This is a genomic window from Holzapfeliella sp. JNUCC 80 (genome assembly GCF_053667655.1).
Map to the genome: position 1 here is coordinate 1,044,869 of NZ_CM132205.1, position 14,804 is coordinate 1,059,672.

The 14,804-nt window shown below is 35.2% G+C and carries 14 protein-coding genes; 6 read left to right on the forward strand and 8 right to left on the reverse strand.

Annotation, left to right across the window (positions count from 1 at the left end):
- Positions 1 to 119 precede the first annotated feature (119 nt).
- The gene (locus tag JNUCC80_RS05200; RefSeq protein WP_454152817.1) at positions 120 to 1,436 is read right to left on the reverse strand and encodes an MFS transporter; all 1,317 of its coding nucleotides are present in this window, start codon (positions 1,434 to 1,436) and stop codon (positions 120 to 122) included.
- 235 nt (positions 1,437 to 1,671) lie between these two features.
- The gene (locus JNUCC80_RS05205) at positions 1,672 to 2,172 is read right to left on the reverse strand and encodes an N-acetyltransferase family protein (RefSeq protein WP_454152818.1); all 501 of its coding nucleotides are present in this window, start codon (positions 2,170 to 2,172) and stop codon (positions 1,672 to 1,674) included.
- Positions 2,173 to 2,291: 119 nt separating this feature from the next.
- Here JNUCC80_RS05205 and JNUCC80_RS05210 point away from each other — a divergent pair, with 119 nt between their 5' ends.
- Complete coding sequence (locus JNUCC80_RS05210; protein WP_454152819.1) at positions 2,292 to 4,004, forward strand: ABC transporter ATP-binding protein; 1,713 nt, start codon at positions 2,292 to 2,294, stop codon at positions 4,002 to 4,004.
- 18 nt (positions 4,005 to 4,022) lie between these two features.
- Positions 4,023 to 5,807 carry an ABC transporter ATP-binding protein gene (locus tag JNUCC80_RS05215; RefSeq protein ID WP_454152820.1) on the forward strand — a complete coding sequence of 595 codons (1,785 nt, stop codon included), beginning with the start codon at positions 4,023 to 4,025 and terminating at the stop codon, positions 5,805 to 5,807.
- A gap of 42 nt (positions 5,808 to 5,849) precedes the next feature.
- Here the strand turns inward: JNUCC80_RS05215 and JNUCC80_RS05220 are convergent, their stop codons facing one another.
- Genes JNUCC80_RS05220 through JNUCC80_RS05230 form a run of 3 tightly spaced genes read right to left on the reverse strand, consistent with a single transcriptional unit; the run spans position 5,850 to position 9,037 of the window.
- Positions 5,850 to 7,109 carry a threonine/serine ThrE exporter family protein gene (locus tag JNUCC80_RS05220; protein WP_454143908.1) on the reverse strand — a complete coding sequence of 420 codons (1,260 nt, stop codon included), beginning with the start codon at positions 7,107 to 7,109 and terminating at the stop codon, positions 5,850 to 5,852.
- Between the two features lie 15 nt (positions 7,110 to 7,124).
- Positions 7,125 to 8,672 carry an ABC-F family ATP-binding cassette domain-containing protein gene (locus tag JNUCC80_RS05225; protein ID WP_454152821.1) on the reverse strand — a complete coding sequence of 516 codons (1,548 nt, stop codon included), beginning with the start codon at positions 8,670 to 8,672 and terminating at the stop codon, positions 7,125 to 7,127.
- A complete protein-coding gene (locus JNUCC80_RS05230; protein ID WP_454152822.1) occupies positions 8,672 to 9,037 on the reverse strand; it encodes a hypothetical protein in 366 nt (121 codons plus the stop codon). The genes JNUCC80_RS05225 and JNUCC80_RS05230 overlap by 1 nt, the downstream gene beginning before the upstream one ends.
- Before the next feature lie 189 nt (positions 9,038 to 9,226).
- Between JNUCC80_RS05230 and JNUCC80_RS05235 the strand changes: the two genes are divergently transcribed.
- Entirely contained in the window at positions 9,227 to 9,844 is a 618-nt protein-coding gene (locus tag JNUCC80_RS05235) for a hydrolase (protein WP_454152823.1), read from the forward strand.
- Positions 9,845 to 9,894: 50 nt separating this feature from the next.
- Here the strand turns inward: JNUCC80_RS05235 and JNUCC80_RS05240 are convergent, their stop codons facing one another.
- Positions 9,895 to 11,019 carry an LCP family glycopolymer transferase gene (locus JNUCC80_RS05240; protein WP_454152824.1) on the reverse strand — a complete coding sequence of 375 codons (1,125 nt, stop codon included), beginning with the start codon at positions 11,017 to 11,019 and terminating at the stop codon, positions 9,895 to 9,897.
- Positions 11,020 to 11,172: 153 nt separating this feature from the next.
- Between JNUCC80_RS05240 and pepF the strand changes: the two genes are divergently transcribed.
- Together pepF and JNUCC80_RS05250 are read left to right on the forward strand one after the other, a co-directional pair.
- Positions 11,173 to 12,987, forward strand: a complete 1,815-nt coding sequence (gene pepF, locus JNUCC80_RS05245; protein ID WP_454152825.1) for an oligoendopeptidase F — start codon at positions 11,173 to 11,175, stop codon at positions 12,985 to 12,987.
- Positions 12,988 to 12,989: 2 nt separating this feature from the next.
- Positions 12,990 to 13,208: a hypothetical protein gene (locus JNUCC80_RS05250; protein ID WP_454152826.1), complete on the forward strand. Its 219-nt coding sequence runs from the start codon at positions 12,990 to 12,992 to the stop codon at positions 13,206 to 13,208.
- 6 nt (positions 13,209 to 13,214) lie between these two features.
- On the opposite strand, the gene JNUCC80_RS05255 is transcribed toward JNUCC80_RS05250, so the two are convergent.
- A complete protein-coding gene (locus JNUCC80_RS05255; RefSeq protein ID WP_454143894.1) occupies positions 13,215 to 13,676 on the reverse strand; it encodes a DUF2798 domain-containing protein in 462 nt (153 codons plus the stop codon).
- A gap of 152 nt (positions 13,677 to 13,828) precedes the next feature.
- On the opposite strand from JNUCC80_RS05255, the gene JNUCC80_RS05260 reads away from it, so the two are divergent.
- The gene (locus JNUCC80_RS05260; RefSeq protein ID WP_454152827.1) at positions 13,829 to 14,296 is read left to right on the forward strand and encodes a glutathione peroxidase; all 468 of its coding nucleotides are present in this window, start codon (positions 13,829 to 13,831) and stop codon (positions 14,294 to 14,296) included.
- Positions 14,297 to 14,330: 34 nt separating this feature from the next.
- Here JNUCC80_RS05260 and JNUCC80_RS05265 read toward each other — a convergent pair whose 3' ends face one another.
- The gene (locus JNUCC80_RS05265) at positions 14,331 to 14,804 is read right to left on the reverse strand and encodes a prolyl-tRNA synthetase associated domain-containing protein (RefSeq protein ID WP_454152829.1); all 474 of its coding nucleotides are present in this window, start codon (positions 14,802 to 14,804) and stop codon (positions 14,331 to 14,333) included.

Sequence of the window (14,804 nt, forward strand, 5' to 3'; positions counted from 1 at the left end):
CCAAAAATTTTTAAACTCATTTCATAAAATGTTCGGATTTTATCTGAAACATTTTTGAATATACCTTTATTTTAACAAAAAAGTTGGTTTTTTGCGCGTTTTTTACATAAATACCCGAATTATTTAACAAAAAACAAGGCGATTACTAGGCCAATTGCTGCAATTGCAACGGCTACTATGAATGATAAGAAATGGCTCAAAGCCAGTAACGTCATCAAAACTGTCATTCCAAGTGCTGCGGCAATTTCTCTTATCGTAGAAAAGACTGCATTACCATCGACTGTATAGTCCTTGTTCAAGTGTCCCATAGCGTGAGGTAGTGATGGAATTAAGACTAATCCAAGCCCACCTATTCTAATCATATAAAAGATTGTAATCGCGACTAATGATAATGATTCAATCATTAAATAAGGTAATGTTCCTAAAATTAGAATTGAAAATCCAACGATTGCTAACTTTTTATACCAAAATTTTTGATATAAACGACCTGAGAATGGACTGATAACACCCAGTAGTAGTGATCCTGGTAGTAAAATTAATCCAGTTGTCAAAGCATCTAAATTATTTGCCTGTTGTAGATATAATGGAATAACTAGTTCAACACCAAGTAGTGAGAAGTTACAGATAGATGCTAACAGCATTGGCAGTGTAAACGTCTTATTTTTAAGTACACGCAAGTTCATCAAATAGTTTTTGATTGTTAGTTGTCTGCGACAGAACAAAGTTAAAATTACAATTCCAAGCACTAGCATAGCTACTGTCATCAAGTCTACTTGATGATGTTCGCCCATCAATGATAATGAGGATAGTAATAGCCCAAATCCAAGCGTTGAATAGGCTAAAGATTTAAAATCCAGTTTTCTTTCTTCATGTGGACTGATATCAAAAATTAATTTAAACCCTAAAATAAATAAAACCAAACTCAAAATAAAGACAATTAAAAATAAACTTCTAAAAGAAGTATAGTGTAAAACAAATCCTGATAAAACTGGTCCGATAGCTGGACCAATTGCAATAATCATCCCGACTAATCCAAAAATAAAAGGCCTACGGCTTTTTTCATAGATTACTAGCACAACATTTTGAACGAGTGGCATTAAAGTCCCCGCAACAATTGCTTGTAAAACTCTCCCTAAAAGCAGAATATAAAAATTAGGTGATACTAAACAAATTAAAGAACCTATAGCAAATAATCCCATCATTGTAACGTAAATTAGTCGCGTCGAGAAATTATAAAAGATAAATGCTGAAGTTGGGATCATCAACCCCAACACCAAAATATAAAGTGAACTCAGCCAATGAACGACTGAAGATGATACGTCAAATGTTTGCATTACAGCAAATAACGCATTATTTAAAAATGTTTCTGTTATCAAAGCTATCAATAAACTGGTTAAAAATAACCCCATCATGCTATTTTTTTGAGAATTAGTCATGATTACGCCTCCTTTGTAGTTAAATAAAAAAATCACCTAACGTTAAAAACGTTAGGTGATTAAAATGAAGCATCTTATCAAGATAAGATGTGAAAAGCAGTTCACATCTACTTTTCAACTCCGCACTTCCTGTGCTGTGATTGAACACTAGGTGTCTTCGTTGCTTGAAATTGTACATCGCTGTACTTTTTCGACTCATCGCATAAATTCATTATATGCTATTTCAAACAACTTTTCAAATTTTCTTACCATAAATATCTACACTTACAATCTTATCTTTAATTGTGGCAATATCTGGATATTGACCATAGTGAGCATACTTGTTTTTTTCAAATAAGTGCTTGCTAGCTTCATTATGCGAAAAAATTAATGCCACAATATTTTGGTAACCTAATTTTCGTGCTTGCTGTTCGCTGAAGGCAATCGCCTGTGTCGCTAACCCTTTACCTTGAAAAGCTTCATCTATATAAATACTGATTTCGACACTAATGTCATAAACCATGCGATCATACATTTTGGATAAACTAACCCATCCCATGACGTCACCATGAGCATTCACCATCAACCATAAGGGATGGTTCGTTCCTAAATGCTGATTGAACCAATCAACTTTTTCTTCAACTGTCACAACGTTAACATCAGGTGCTGCTTTTAATGTTAAAACACCCTGATTATAAATTCTGACAACCTCAGGTAAATCGCTTTTTTCTGCTAATCTAAAGTTTACATCCACCACTGAAAATCCCCCTGTATTTCTTACAACAAATTACTTGCTTATAATTTTAAATAAGTGGTAAAGTCTTCTATATATACTTATTAACCCATAAATTAATAATATTTAGGAGGAAACTTTTTATGAAGACTTTAATACCTTTTTTAAAACGGTATAACAAAGATATCTTATTTTCAAGTATCGGTGTCATCATAGTTGCTTTTGCAACACTTTGGCAACCCCACTTACTTCAAAATATGATTAGTGCCATCATGGCTAACGATAATTCTAACATCGTTAACCTTGGGACTCAGCTAGTTGCACTTGCACTAGTTGGAATCATTGCGGGTGTTTTCAATACATACTTTGCTGCTAAAGTCGCTCAAGGCGTCGCAGCGGATATGCGTGAAGCAACTTACCGTAAGATTCAAAGCTTTTCATTATCAAATATCGAAGAGCTTTCATCAGCTAACTTGGTTGTTCGTATGACTAACGATATTAACCAAGTGCAACTGATTATCATGAACTTCTTACAACAGATTATGCGTGTTCCTATCTTATTTATTGGGGCATTTGTTTTGTCAGTTATCACACTGCCACAATTATGGTGGATGATTATCGTGATGATGATTGCCATCGTCTTGGTCTGTGCTTTTTCATTTACTAAAATGGGTAAATACTTTGGTAAGATTCAAACTTACATCGAAAATAATAACCGTTTAGCACGTGAAAACTTAATGGGTATGCGTGTGGTTAAATCTTTTGTTCAAGAAGATAGTCAATACAAAAACTTTGAAAAATCTTCTGATGAAATGACTGGTTTAACTATTGTTATCGGTAACTTGTTCTCAATTATCGTGCCTTCATTTTTCTTAATTGGTAACTTAGCAGTTGCAGCATCTATTTTCTTGATTGGTGATATGGTTAACACTAACCCAGATTTATTAGCCTCTATTACAGCTTTCACACAATACTTAATGCAAATTTTATTTGCAATTATTACTGCTGGACTTATGCTAACCACTTCTTCACGTGCGTTTGTTTCATTAAAACGTCTTCAAGAAATTTTTGAAACCAAACCTGGTTTGCAATTCCCAGATGTTGCACCTGAAAAATTAGATGGTTCAGTTGATTTTGACCACGTGTCATTCACTTATCCTGGTGATGATGAACCTACAATTAAAGATGTTAGCTTCTCTGCTAAACCCGGCGAACAAATTGGGATTGTTGGGGCTACTGGTTCAGGTAAATCAACACTTGCCCAATTGATTCCGCGTCTTTATGATCCACAAGAAGGTGTGGTTAAAGTTGGTGGTAAAAACATCAAAGATGTTAACCAAAAGTCACTGCAAGAAGCAATTTCGTTTGTTCTACAACGTTCAACATTATTCTCTGGAACAATTGCAGAAAACTTACGTCAAGGTAACGAAAATGCCACTTTAGAAGATATGAAATGGGCTGCAAATATTGCCCAAGCATCAGAATTTATTGAAAAACTTGATGGCAAATATGACGCTAAAGTTGAAGAACGTAGTGCTAACTTCTCAGGTGGACAAAAACAACGTCTATCTATTACACGTGGTGTTATTTCACATCCTGAAATTTTAATTCTAGATGATTCAACCAGTGCTTTGGATGCTCAATCTGAAAAGAAAGTTCAAGAAGCACTTGATAAGGATCTTAAAGGTACAACAACTTTTATTATCTCAGAAAAAATTTCTTCAATTATTAACGCTAACAAGATTCTAGTTCTTGACCACGGTAAAATCGTAGGTGTCGGAACTCACGAAGAACTAGTTAAAAATAACGAATACTATCAAGAAATTTACAACACACAAATTGCAAAAGACGAATAGTGAGGAGGACAAACTTTTATGAAAGATATAAAAGGTGCTGCAAAATTTTATACGCATTATCTCAAATCTTTTAAGTGGATTATGTTACTTGTCTTAATTTTGACTATTATGGCAACTTATTTACAAGTTAATGCACCACTTTATATGGGAGAAGCCATTTCAAACCTAACCAATTACTTACAACACTGGATGAATCCACAAACTCGTGCAAGTGCCAGTTTAAATGATTTTCATTCCGCATTACTAATGATGACTTTGTTCTACATTGGTTATGCTGTGTCCATGTTTGCAAGTACATTATTAATTTCTCAAGTTTCTGGTCGAGGTGCCGGAAATATGAGAACAGGATTGTTTGGCAAAATGCAAAAAATGAAAATCAATTATTTTGATTCTCATTCTGATGGTGACATGTTGTCACTTTACACCTCTGATTTGGATAATATTTTTAATGCGATGAACCAAGCATTATTCGAAATCTTTTCTTCTGTTGCTTTATATATCGGAATGATTTGGATTATGTTCACCAAAAACACAACACTTGCTTGGGTAACTGTTGCTTCAACACCTGTTGCTATTATTTTAGCTGCAGTTGTTATTTTGAAAGCTCAAAAATACGTTAACCAACAACAAGATGCGATTGGTGATCTGAATGGTTATATTAATGAACAAATTGCTGGTCAAAAAGTTATTATCACAAACGGTCTTCAAAAAGATTCAATTGCTAAATTCACAAACTACAATGATAACGAAGTTCGTCCAAAATCATTCAAAGGTCAATTCTGGTCTAGTGTTTTACAACCTTTAATGAATGGTTTTGCACTTCTAAACACGGCTTTAGTTATTTTCGTAGGTTCTTGGCTTGTATTGAACCAAGGTATGGATGTTGCTGTTGCACTTGGACTAGTTGTGACTTTCTCCCAATATGCTTCACAATACTACCAACCGATCATTACCATGACTTCTCTTTACAACATGATTCAACTTGCTATTACAGGTGCACGCCGTATTAATGAAGTGCTTGAACAGCCTGATGAAGTCCGTCCACAAAACGGTAAGACTTTTGATGGTGTTAAAGACAACGTTAAAATCGATGACGTTCACTTTAGTTATGTTGAAGGTAAAGAAGTGCTACACGGTATCACAATCGAAGCTAAACGTGGTGAAATGGTCGCTTTAGTTGGACCAACTGGTTCTGGTAAGACAACGGTTATGAACTTGATGAACCGCTTTTATGATGTTGACTCAGGTGCTATTACGATTGATGGTGTTGATATTCGTGAGATGGACCTTGAAAATCTTCGTAAAAACGTTGGGATTGTGCTTCAAGATCCACAATTATTCTCAGGCACTATCGCTGACAATATCAAATTCGGTAAACCTGATGCTACTCATGAAGAAGTAGTTGATGCGGCAAAACAAGCCAATATCCATGACTTTATCGAAAGCCTTGAAAATGGTTACGAAACTAAGATTAGTGATGACAATTCTGTCTTTTCTGCTGGTCAAAAACAGTTGATTTCAATTGCTAGAACAATCATCACAAATCCTAAGATTTTGATTCTTGATGAAGCAACCTCAAACGTTGATACAGTTACTGAAGCTAAAATTCAAGCAGCTATGGACAACGTAATTGAAGGTCGTACAAGTTTTGTTATCGCTCACCGTTTGAAAACTATTCTTAACGCACATAAAATTTCTGTTCTTAGAAACGGTAACATTATCGAGTTAGGTTCTCACGAAGAACTACTTAAAGAAAATGGTTTCTACGCTGAACTTTATCACAACCAAATGGTTTTTGAATAAATCGCAAACAAAAAAGCTGACGATATTTCGTCAGCTTTTTTATTATAGTCGATATTTTTTCTCGTAATAGTTGTGTTGAATATGTGAGGTCAACTGCCCACAAACTTGCGATAGCATAAAGCCAACCGCAATTGCAGCTGTAATAATCATCACTGTAAAACTCAAGCGAATTGCCTCATCAATTCCGCCGATAGCTACTTGCCTAATCGCTTGATAAGCCGTCACTCCTGGAACTAGTGGCACGATAGCTGGAATATTAAAAATGATAACTGGCATTTTTTTAGTTCTTGCAAAAACAATACTTAAAATACCTACAGCAAAAGCCCCTAATAGATAAGCCATCATATGCCCTGATCCTGAATTAGTGCCAATCCAGTACACCATCCAGCCTAACATTCCAGAAAAGCCACAATAAGGTAGTGCTTTGGCTGGAACATCAACCACAACCGCAAACCCAACAGTTCCTAAGAAACTAAACAAAATATTGATAAAAACTTGTTGCTCAAAAGACAGGTAAACTGCTGTGGATAAGGTGCCCATATTGTTACCCGCAAACCGTAAAACAGTTGCAACTCCACCGCCAATTGCACCAGCGGTAATTAAAGCTTCCATTCCACGAGCGACTCCAGTCAGCAAATGTCCAGCGAACAAGTCACGTAGAGAGTTCATAATAGCAAGTCCTGGAACTAGCGGTAAAACGCCTCCCACGATTAATGCGTCCATGTTTTGTGCCAAAGATAGCCGGACCATTAAAATCGCAAACACCGCGACAACCATCGAGGCAATAACCTGTGATAGAAACTTAATATTGGTGTAGCGATTAACTAAATTATTAGTCGAATATGCCAACATTCCCGCAACGGGGACCAAGCAAAATTCTGCCAAATTAAATTGGCCAACTGCAAGTACCATCAACGTTGCACTTAGTAAAGCCGTTGACAAGACTTTTAAATAGTGTGAAAACGACGGTGTGTTTTCATGAATATCATGTAAGCCTTTGTGTAACTCGTTAAGTGTAATTTTTCTAGCACCAAACTCACGAGAGAGTCGATTCACACGATGAACTTTTTCTAAATTGATTGTTCGAACATAAACTTGCGTTAACTGAACAATTGGATGATGATTAACCCCAACAAATAATCCAGTTGGCGTTGAGAAAACAACAGGATCTTTTAGACCTGCATTTTTAGCAATATGGTTAATCGTATCTTCAACACGATACATCTCTGACCCACTTTGAATCATAATTTTCCCCGCCATTAAACAGGTATTTAGAACAATATCAACATAGCGTTTGTTCATCTTATGAGACTCCTTTTATTTGTTCATTGCTTCAATATCGATAACCTTGTCGACCCAATCCCCTTCAAAGAAATCAGCCTCGTGACTCACGATAATAACGCCACCCTCATAATCTTGAATTGCACGTCTTAATGCGCCTTTTGTAGCTGTATCCAAGTGGTTTGTCGGCTCATCAAGGAACATTAAGTTACTGGTTTGATTCATCAAACTAGCTAATTTAACTTTCATTTGTTCCCCACCAGAAAGCGTCCCAACTTCAGACATCACTTGTTGTGCAGTTAGTCCTGTACGGGCTAAAATTTGACGCAAGTGTTTGGATTCTTGATCTGGATATTGCGCTTGTAGAATTTGAAGTGGTGTATCTTTTTTGTTAGCCCATTTTAGTGTTTGTTCAAAATAGTTGATTTTGACATTATGAGCTAATTCGATATCACCTTCAACTTTTGGAATGATATTAAGCAATGTTTTTAGTAATGTCGATTTACCAATCCCATTGAACCCTTTAATTGCCACGATTTCACCGTTTGCAACTGAAAAGTTGAAAGGATGTTCTACTAAAGCCTTGCCATCGTAACCGATTTTTAGGTTATTAGCGTTAACTAAAATACGAGCTGCAATTGGTTGGTAATCAAACTCTAAATTAGCTTGTTTGTTAAATTTAGGCGGTGTCATTCGATCTAAGCGATTCAATTGTTTTTGACGACTTTGGGCACTTTTAGAACGAGAACCTGCTTTAAATTTACGAATGTAGGCTTCGGTTTTTTCGATATGTTTTTGTTGGTTTTCGTAAGCTTTCATGTAAGTAATTTGGTTAGCTTCTTTTTGTTTCATTGCTTGTTCCAAACTACCTGTATATTTTGTGATTTTACCAAATTCGATATCAGCAATCACATTAGTAATTTTATCTAAAAATTCTTGATCGTGACTAACCACAATAAATGCGCCAGCAAAATTGTTCAAGAAGTCAGATAGCCAATCAATATGGTTGGTATCCAAATAGTTAGTTGGCTCATCAAGTAATAAAACATCAGGGTGTTCAAGTAATAGCTTAGCTAAAATCAGTTTAGAACGTTGTCCACCTGATAGTTGGCTAACATCATGCTCGTACCCAATCGCATCAATTCCAAGACCACTAGCCACCACTTCGATTTTTGTATCAATGTCATAAAAACCGCGTTCTTCTAGTAAAGTCTGGATTTTACCTGCTTTTTCTAGGTAGTCATCATCCATTTCTGTTGCATATTTTTCATATAACCCTTGCATCTTTTCTTCTTGTTCATAAAGCCAATCAAAAGCTGTGCGCAAGAATTGACGAACACTTTGCCCAGGTTTCAAGTTAGCGTATTGGTCTAAATAACCGATATGCAAGTTCTTTTGCCATGTAATAGCACCTTCGTCTGGTGTCATTTCACCTGTCAAAATTTTGATTAGTGTACTTTTTCCGACACCATTTTGACCTGTAATACCTAAGTGGTCTTCTTTATTTAATTGTAAATTCGTGTCACGATAAATCTCTTTATCGATAAAAGTGTGTGATAAGTTGTTTATTGTTAAAACTGCCATTAATTAGTTGGATGCTCTCTTTCGTATTCTTTTAATTTTGTCAAAATTTGTGCCCAGTAACGATAAGGCACAATCAATTGTAGTTTACCATTTGTGATTGGAAAATCACGTTCACGTCTGCCAGTAATTTGGGCTAATTCTGCAGAGGTTAGCCCATATTTTAAGACAATTTGTTTAATTTTCAAAGAGGCCTGAGCTCTCATATAAGTTAAACTAAACATCAAAATTGCCAACACAACTGCAATGACTAATGAAATCTCTGCAGATAAGTTGAAGTTTTTGTAAGCAAGATATAACCCCATTATAAACGTTATAACGGCAGCAATACCACCCATTATAATAGGAAAATAAGTTTTTGTTTTCATTTTTATTCCTCTTTTCTAATTGATAGCGTCGTTATGTTACAGAATTGTTTCGATGTAACAATTATAACGCATTTTGTAACGTTATCATCATTTGTACGCAATAATGATAACGTATAATAATCATTATTAAATATCCGATTGCTAAATAAAGGAGAGATTATTATTTTTAACAATAAAAAATCAATCATTATGACATTAACAACACTAACAACATTATTAATTATTGGATTAGGCAGCCGTCTAACAACTGTATTTGCAACGAGTCAACCACAAACTTATGTCGTTGACCAAAAAGTTGTGAACGAATTGACTCACGCTAAACAAATTATCATTGATTATGATAATCAGCAAGTTGAACAACAAAAAGAAACCTTTAAAGCTAATGTATTGGCTGAACAACAACGCCAAGCTCAAATTAAAGAGCAAGAACGTTTGGAAGCCGAAAAACAAGCTCAATTACAAGAACAACAACGTCAGCAAGAAGCTGCTGCACAAGCTCAGGCTCAAGCGGCTGTTTCCCAAGCTGCCGAACAAACCTCAAATCAAGGTACATTTAAATTGAGCTTTTATGATCCTGCTGTTTTAGGTTCAAATATGGGATACAGCGGTGTTGCTGCTAACCTATCTGTTTTTCCTAAGGGAACTAAATTAAAAATCACATTATCTGATGGAACAGTTTGGTATCGAACAGTGAATGATACAGGTACATTTGCTTATTCAAATCCACGTCAACTTGACGTTGCAATGCCAAATGGCCAAATTCCTTCTGCGGGTATTTTATACGCGACAGTAGACGTTGTTTCTTAATTTAAAAAAGACTGGATAAATTCCAGTCTTTTTTTATTTTGTCTCAAAAATTAATTGCTACTTGATTGAGAAGAAGATTGTTGTTGAGTGGCTTTAGGTAAACTCTTCAACTTTTCATCAGAATAAATGGTGTAATTATATTCAGCATCTAAATCTTTCCAATCAACTTGCTTGTTCAATTGATTTTGCTTTGTTTCAGTATTATCTACCGTTTCTTGTGGTAATTCCAGATTTTGACGAAGTGCATTTGAAATTCGTTGTAACTCGTCAGTTGAAGCCAATTGATAGGAACCGCCAGCAAGCCAAGCATCTTTTCCGTGGATGTAGTCAGAGCTGATAGATTGCGCTGCGTGACGATAGTTATTGAATAGTCCCACCATGTTATCAAAACTTAAATTGGTTTGCATATTGGACTTGATAACGTTGAAAATGGATTCAAAATTGCTAACTGATTCTAGTGATAGCGCTTTTTTAGCAATCGCTTCAATCACTTGTCTTTGACGTTTTTGTCTACCATAATCCCCTTCAGGATCATCATAACGCATTCTAGTATAGTCTAACGCCCCGTGCCCAGTCAGTGTTCGAGGACCTTTTTCAAACTGTGTCCAACCATAATAAAAAGCAAATGGGACGTCAACTTCAACCCCACCAATAGCATCGACAATATTTTCGAGTGCTCCCATATTAACCGTGACATAGTAATCAATAGGAACATTAACTAATGAAGAAATGGTTTTCATTGATAGACTTGAGCCACCAATATTGTAAGCAGAGTTCACTTTTTGCATCCCTGTACTATCATCTTGTATTTCCGTCAACATATCTCGTGGTACCGACGTTAATGTTGTCTTATTTGTCTTAGGATTCAACGTTGCTAAAATCAAAGTATCTGAATTTCCGCGGTCGTCCCCACGATCAAATGCACCTGTATCCGTTCCTAAAAGTAAAATTGAAATTGGTTTTTGTTCTTCAATAGCTGTTGTTTGTTTATTATCAACAGGATGGTAGGTTTGGTTAATTGCGCTTTTTGCATGCAAATAAACTTTAGCAAAACTAGCACCTGAAAGTACAATCACTAAAACTAGCGCTAAAGCTAGAATGTGAGTGATTTTTGTCTTTTTTCTAGTTTTCTTTGTACGTTTTAAACTCTCGTTACGTTGATAATCATCTCTCATTAGATAAACCTCCCTATTTTCCCTATTTATTCTATCTAAAATTAACGCTAAATGCATTGATTTTACTGATATTTATCAATCTTTTAGTTTTTAGATTAAATTTAAATGAATATGTGGTACCCTATTCTTACTAATACAATAGGAGGATTTACTATGAGCGACGCATCACATTTACCAAAACGACAAGACGTCCCCAAAGAACTCACTTGGGATTTATCACTTGTTTTCAAAACAGATGATGATTTTGAAAAAGCATTTGCAGAAGTTGAGGCCGAAATTCCAAAAATCGAAGCTTTACAAGAAACTTTAATCAGTTCAGCTGATAACTTACTACATGGCATTACAGAAATTTTATCAACCTGGCGTAAACTTGAAAAAATTTATGTTTACGCTAGTATGAACAGCGACGTAGATACTAATAATGCGAAATACTTAGCTTTTGATGCTAAAGCTGGCTCATTAGCTGCTAAAGTTAGTGCAGCAACTGCCTTTTTAGTGCCAACTTTAATTCAATTATCTGATGAAGAATTAGCACAATTTTACGAAGACAATGCTGAACTCAAACATTATGATCACTTCTTAGAAGAAGCCCGTAATGAAAAAGAACATACACTAGATGCTAAACAAGAACAACTTATTGCGGCTGCAGGTGATGCTTTTGGTGCTTCAGCTAGCACATTCAACGTTTTAACAAACTCTGATATGGAATATCCATTTGTCGAAGACGAAGATGGTTATATGGTTCAACTATCAAATGGCCTTTACAGCCGTCTACTTGAATCTGTTCACCAAGATATTCGTCAAGGTGCATTTGAAGGACTTTACCAAGCCTATGGTCAATTCCAAAACACACTAGCTCAAACGCTATCAGGTGAAGTTAAACGTCATAACTACTTAGCACAAACACACCACTATAAAGATGCACGTGAAGCAGCTTTATCACACACCCACATTCCAACACAAGTTTATGACACATTAGTTGAAGAGGTTAATAATCACCTACCACTATTACATCGCTATGTTAAACTTCGTAAGGATTTACTCGATGTAGATGAACTTCACATGTACGATATGTATGTTTCACTAATTGGTGAACCTCAACTATCATACGACTACGAAAGTGCCAAAGCAGAAGCTAAAAAAGCGCTTAGCGTTTTAGGTGATGATTATCTTGAACACGTTGATGAAATCTTCAACAATCGCTATATCGATGTTGTTGAAAACAAAGGCAAACGTTCAGGAGCTTATTCAGGTGGGGCTTATGATACACCTCCTTACCAATTGCTAAACTGGCAAGATAACTTAGATAACTTGTATACTTTGATTCACGAAACCGGACACTCCATGCATAGTTGGTACACTCGTCACAATCAACCTTACGTTTACGGCGATTACCCAATTTTTATTGCTGAAATTGCCTCAACAACTAACGAAAACTTATTAACAGAATACTTACTACAACAAGTTACGGATAAAAAGACACGTGCATTCCTATTGAATCATTATCTTGATGGCTTCAAAGGTACCGTCTTCCGCCAAACACAGTTTGCAGAATTCGAACACTTTATTCACCAACAAGATCAAGCAGGTCAAGCTCTAACATCTGATTTATTAAGTGATTACTATGGTGAATTAAACGCTCACTACTACGGACCAGATGTTGCTCGTGATCCAGAAATCGCACTAGAATGGTCTCGCATTCCGCACTTCTATATGAACTACTATGTTTATCAATATGCAACTGGATTTGCAGCAGCCTCAACACTTTCAGAAGGCATCATGAAGCAAGAGCCAAAATCGATTGAAAACTACTTAAATTACTTAAAATCTGGTAGTTCAGATTACCCAATTGAAACTATGAAAAAAGCGGGTGTGGATATGACCAAACCAGACTACTTGAAGAAAGCATTTGCTATTTTTGAAGAACGTTTAACCGAACTTGAACAATTAATTGAGGAAGGCTTCTAAAAATGTTTTTCATTTTTGCATTGCTTGTGATTCTACAATTTATAACTGGCAGAATTGATCATCGATTACCACAACACATTATTCCAATTGGATTCATCGCCGTTGTTTGCTATCGTTTGATTATGATTCCACAAAATTTAACTCTAAAAACAATTTTGTTAACATTATTTATTGTCGTATCGCTTTACTTGATTTCATTTGTAGCAAAAAAGCTTAGATAATCTTATCTAAGCTTTTTTTGCGTCTGCGTTGTTTTGAATTTTTTGTAAAAAGTAACGTGAAATTGGGCCAACAATAATTAATTGTAATGGCAATGCCATAATAAAATTAAAGCCCCATGCTCTAAAGTATTTAGGTAAGATGTCACCATGTAATTGTCCTTGGGCAACTAATCCATAAATAGACATCAAGGTCACCATTCCAAAAACCATGAAAAATGATAAAGTGATAATCACTTGCCATTTTTTACCTAAGTTAATTGGTAATTTGAATGTTATTTTTTTAGCTAAAATTCCAACTATAAAATTGTCTAATATAAAAGCGACAATGAATCCTGGAATAAATCCAATCAACACTCTGTCAATTGCAAATGCATTATGGATGGTTAAATTATAGGCACTCATTCCTAAAACCATCAAACCGCACATGATTGTTCCAAAAATTAATTCTTCTTTGTGATTTCTTGGCATTAAACTCTCTCCTCTATTTTAAGCTCACTAAAGATTACCTTAGCATAATAAAATTTTGCTCGTAAGTTTTTTTTTAGAATTTTTTACTATACAAAAAAGAGCGTCAGGATTACAATAAGAGCCACCTATGAATCAGAAAGGATGTTTCAAACATGGCAACAATTTATGATTTTTCTTTAACTGAAATGAGTGGCGAAACAATTAATTTATCAGATTATAAAGACAAAGTTCTTTTAATTGTTAATACTGCTAGTAAATGTGGGCTAGCACCACAACTTGAAACCATTGAACAATTTTATCAAGACTATAAAGACAAAGGGTTTGCCGTTATTGGCTTACCTTCTAATCAATTTCATCAAGAACTCGAAGATGATCAAGAAACATCGGACTATTGCCAACGTCATTATGGGGTTACCTTCCCGATGACTAAAAAAGTCAAATTAAATGGCGATGACGCACATCCTTTAATTAACTTTTTAAAAGATAAGTCTGGTAAAGGTGCTATTAAATGGAATTTTACTAAATTTTTAGTCGGCAAAGATGGCGAATTAATTCATCGCTATGCTCCTATGACTTCTCCTAAAAAAATGGAAGATGAAATTTTAAAAGCTTTAGAATAAAAAAAGAAGATGACAAACCTGTCATCTTCTTTTTTTATTTGATTAATCGATATTGATTACCCACTGCTTCAATTGAATTAATAAAGTCAGAGAAGCTCATCATTATGGTCTGATGATTAACATTAGGATGGAACCCCAGTAATTGATTTTGATTAAGACTTTCATCAACAACGACTTGAACTTGATGATTTTCATCATTCAACAACCCAAATGGACTAACAGTTCCTGGTGTTAATTTCATCAATGATTTCATCAATTCCGGACTAGCAAATGACAATCTTTTTTCGCTAAGTTGAGTCGCAATTGACTTCAAGTCAGCTCTTTTATCACCGGCAATAACCAGCAAATAATAATGATTATTTTGCGTTTTTAGTAGTAAGTTTTTAACAGTTAATCCTGGAATAACAAAATCCGCTTCTTTAACTTTTTCGATTGCTGGATGATTAATAAGTTGATAATCGACTTCATGTTTATGCAAAAACGCAAACACACTATCATTGGGTAACAT

Excerpts from the sequence above, each read along its gene's own strand:
- JNUCC80_RS05255 (WP_454143894.1), bottom strand. The coding sequence starts at position 13,676 with ATGCCAAGAAATCACAAAGAAGAATTAATTTTTGGAACAATCATGTGC.
- JNUCC80_RS05260 (WP_454152827.1), top strand. The coding sequence starts at position 13,829 with ATGGCAACAATTTATGATTTTTCTTTAACTGAAATGAGTGGCGAAACA.
- pepF (WP_454152825.1), top strand. The coding sequence starts at position 11,173 with ATGAGCGACGCATCACATTTACCAAAACGACAAGACGTCCCCAAAGAA.
- JNUCC80_RS05220 (WP_454143908.1), bottom strand. The coding sequence starts at position 7,109 with ATGAACAAACGCTATGTTGATATTGTTCTAAATACCTGTTTAATGGCG.
- JNUCC80_RS05200 (WP_454152817.1), bottom strand. The coding sequence starts at position 1,436 with ATGACTAATTCTCAAAAAAATAGCATGATGGGGTTATTTTTAACCAGT.
- JNUCC80_RS05265 (WP_454152829.1), bottom strand. The coding sequence starts at position 14,804 with ATGTTACCCAATGATAGTGTGTTTGCGTTTTTGCATAAACATGAAGTC.
- JNUCC80_RS05235 (WP_454152823.1), top strand. The coding sequence starts at position 9,227 with ATGACATTAACAACACTAACAACATTATTAATTATTGGATTAGGCAGC.
- JNUCC80_RS05240 (WP_454152824.1), bottom strand. The coding sequence starts at position 11,019 with ATGAGAGATGATTATCAACGTAACGAGAGTTTAAAACGTACAAAGAAA.
- JNUCC80_RS05210 (WP_454152819.1), top strand. The coding sequence starts at position 2,292 with ATGAAGACTTTAATACCTTTTTTAAAACGGTATAACAAAGATATCTTA.
- JNUCC80_RS05215 (WP_454152820.1), top strand. The coding sequence starts at position 4,023 with ATGAAAGATATAAAAGGTGCTGCAAAATTTTATACGCATTATCTCAAA.
- JNUCC80_RS05225 (WP_454152821.1), bottom strand. The coding sequence starts at position 8,672 with ATGGCAGTTTTAACAATAAACAACTTATCACACACTTTTATCGATAAA.
- JNUCC80_RS05250 (WP_454152826.1), top strand. The coding sequence starts at position 12,990 with ATGTTTTTCATTTTTGCATTGCTTGTGATTCTACAATTTATAACTGGC.
- JNUCC80_RS05230 (WP_454152822.1), bottom strand. The coding sequence starts at position 9,037 with ATGAAAACAAAAACTTATTTTCCTATTATAATGGGTGGTATTGCTGCC.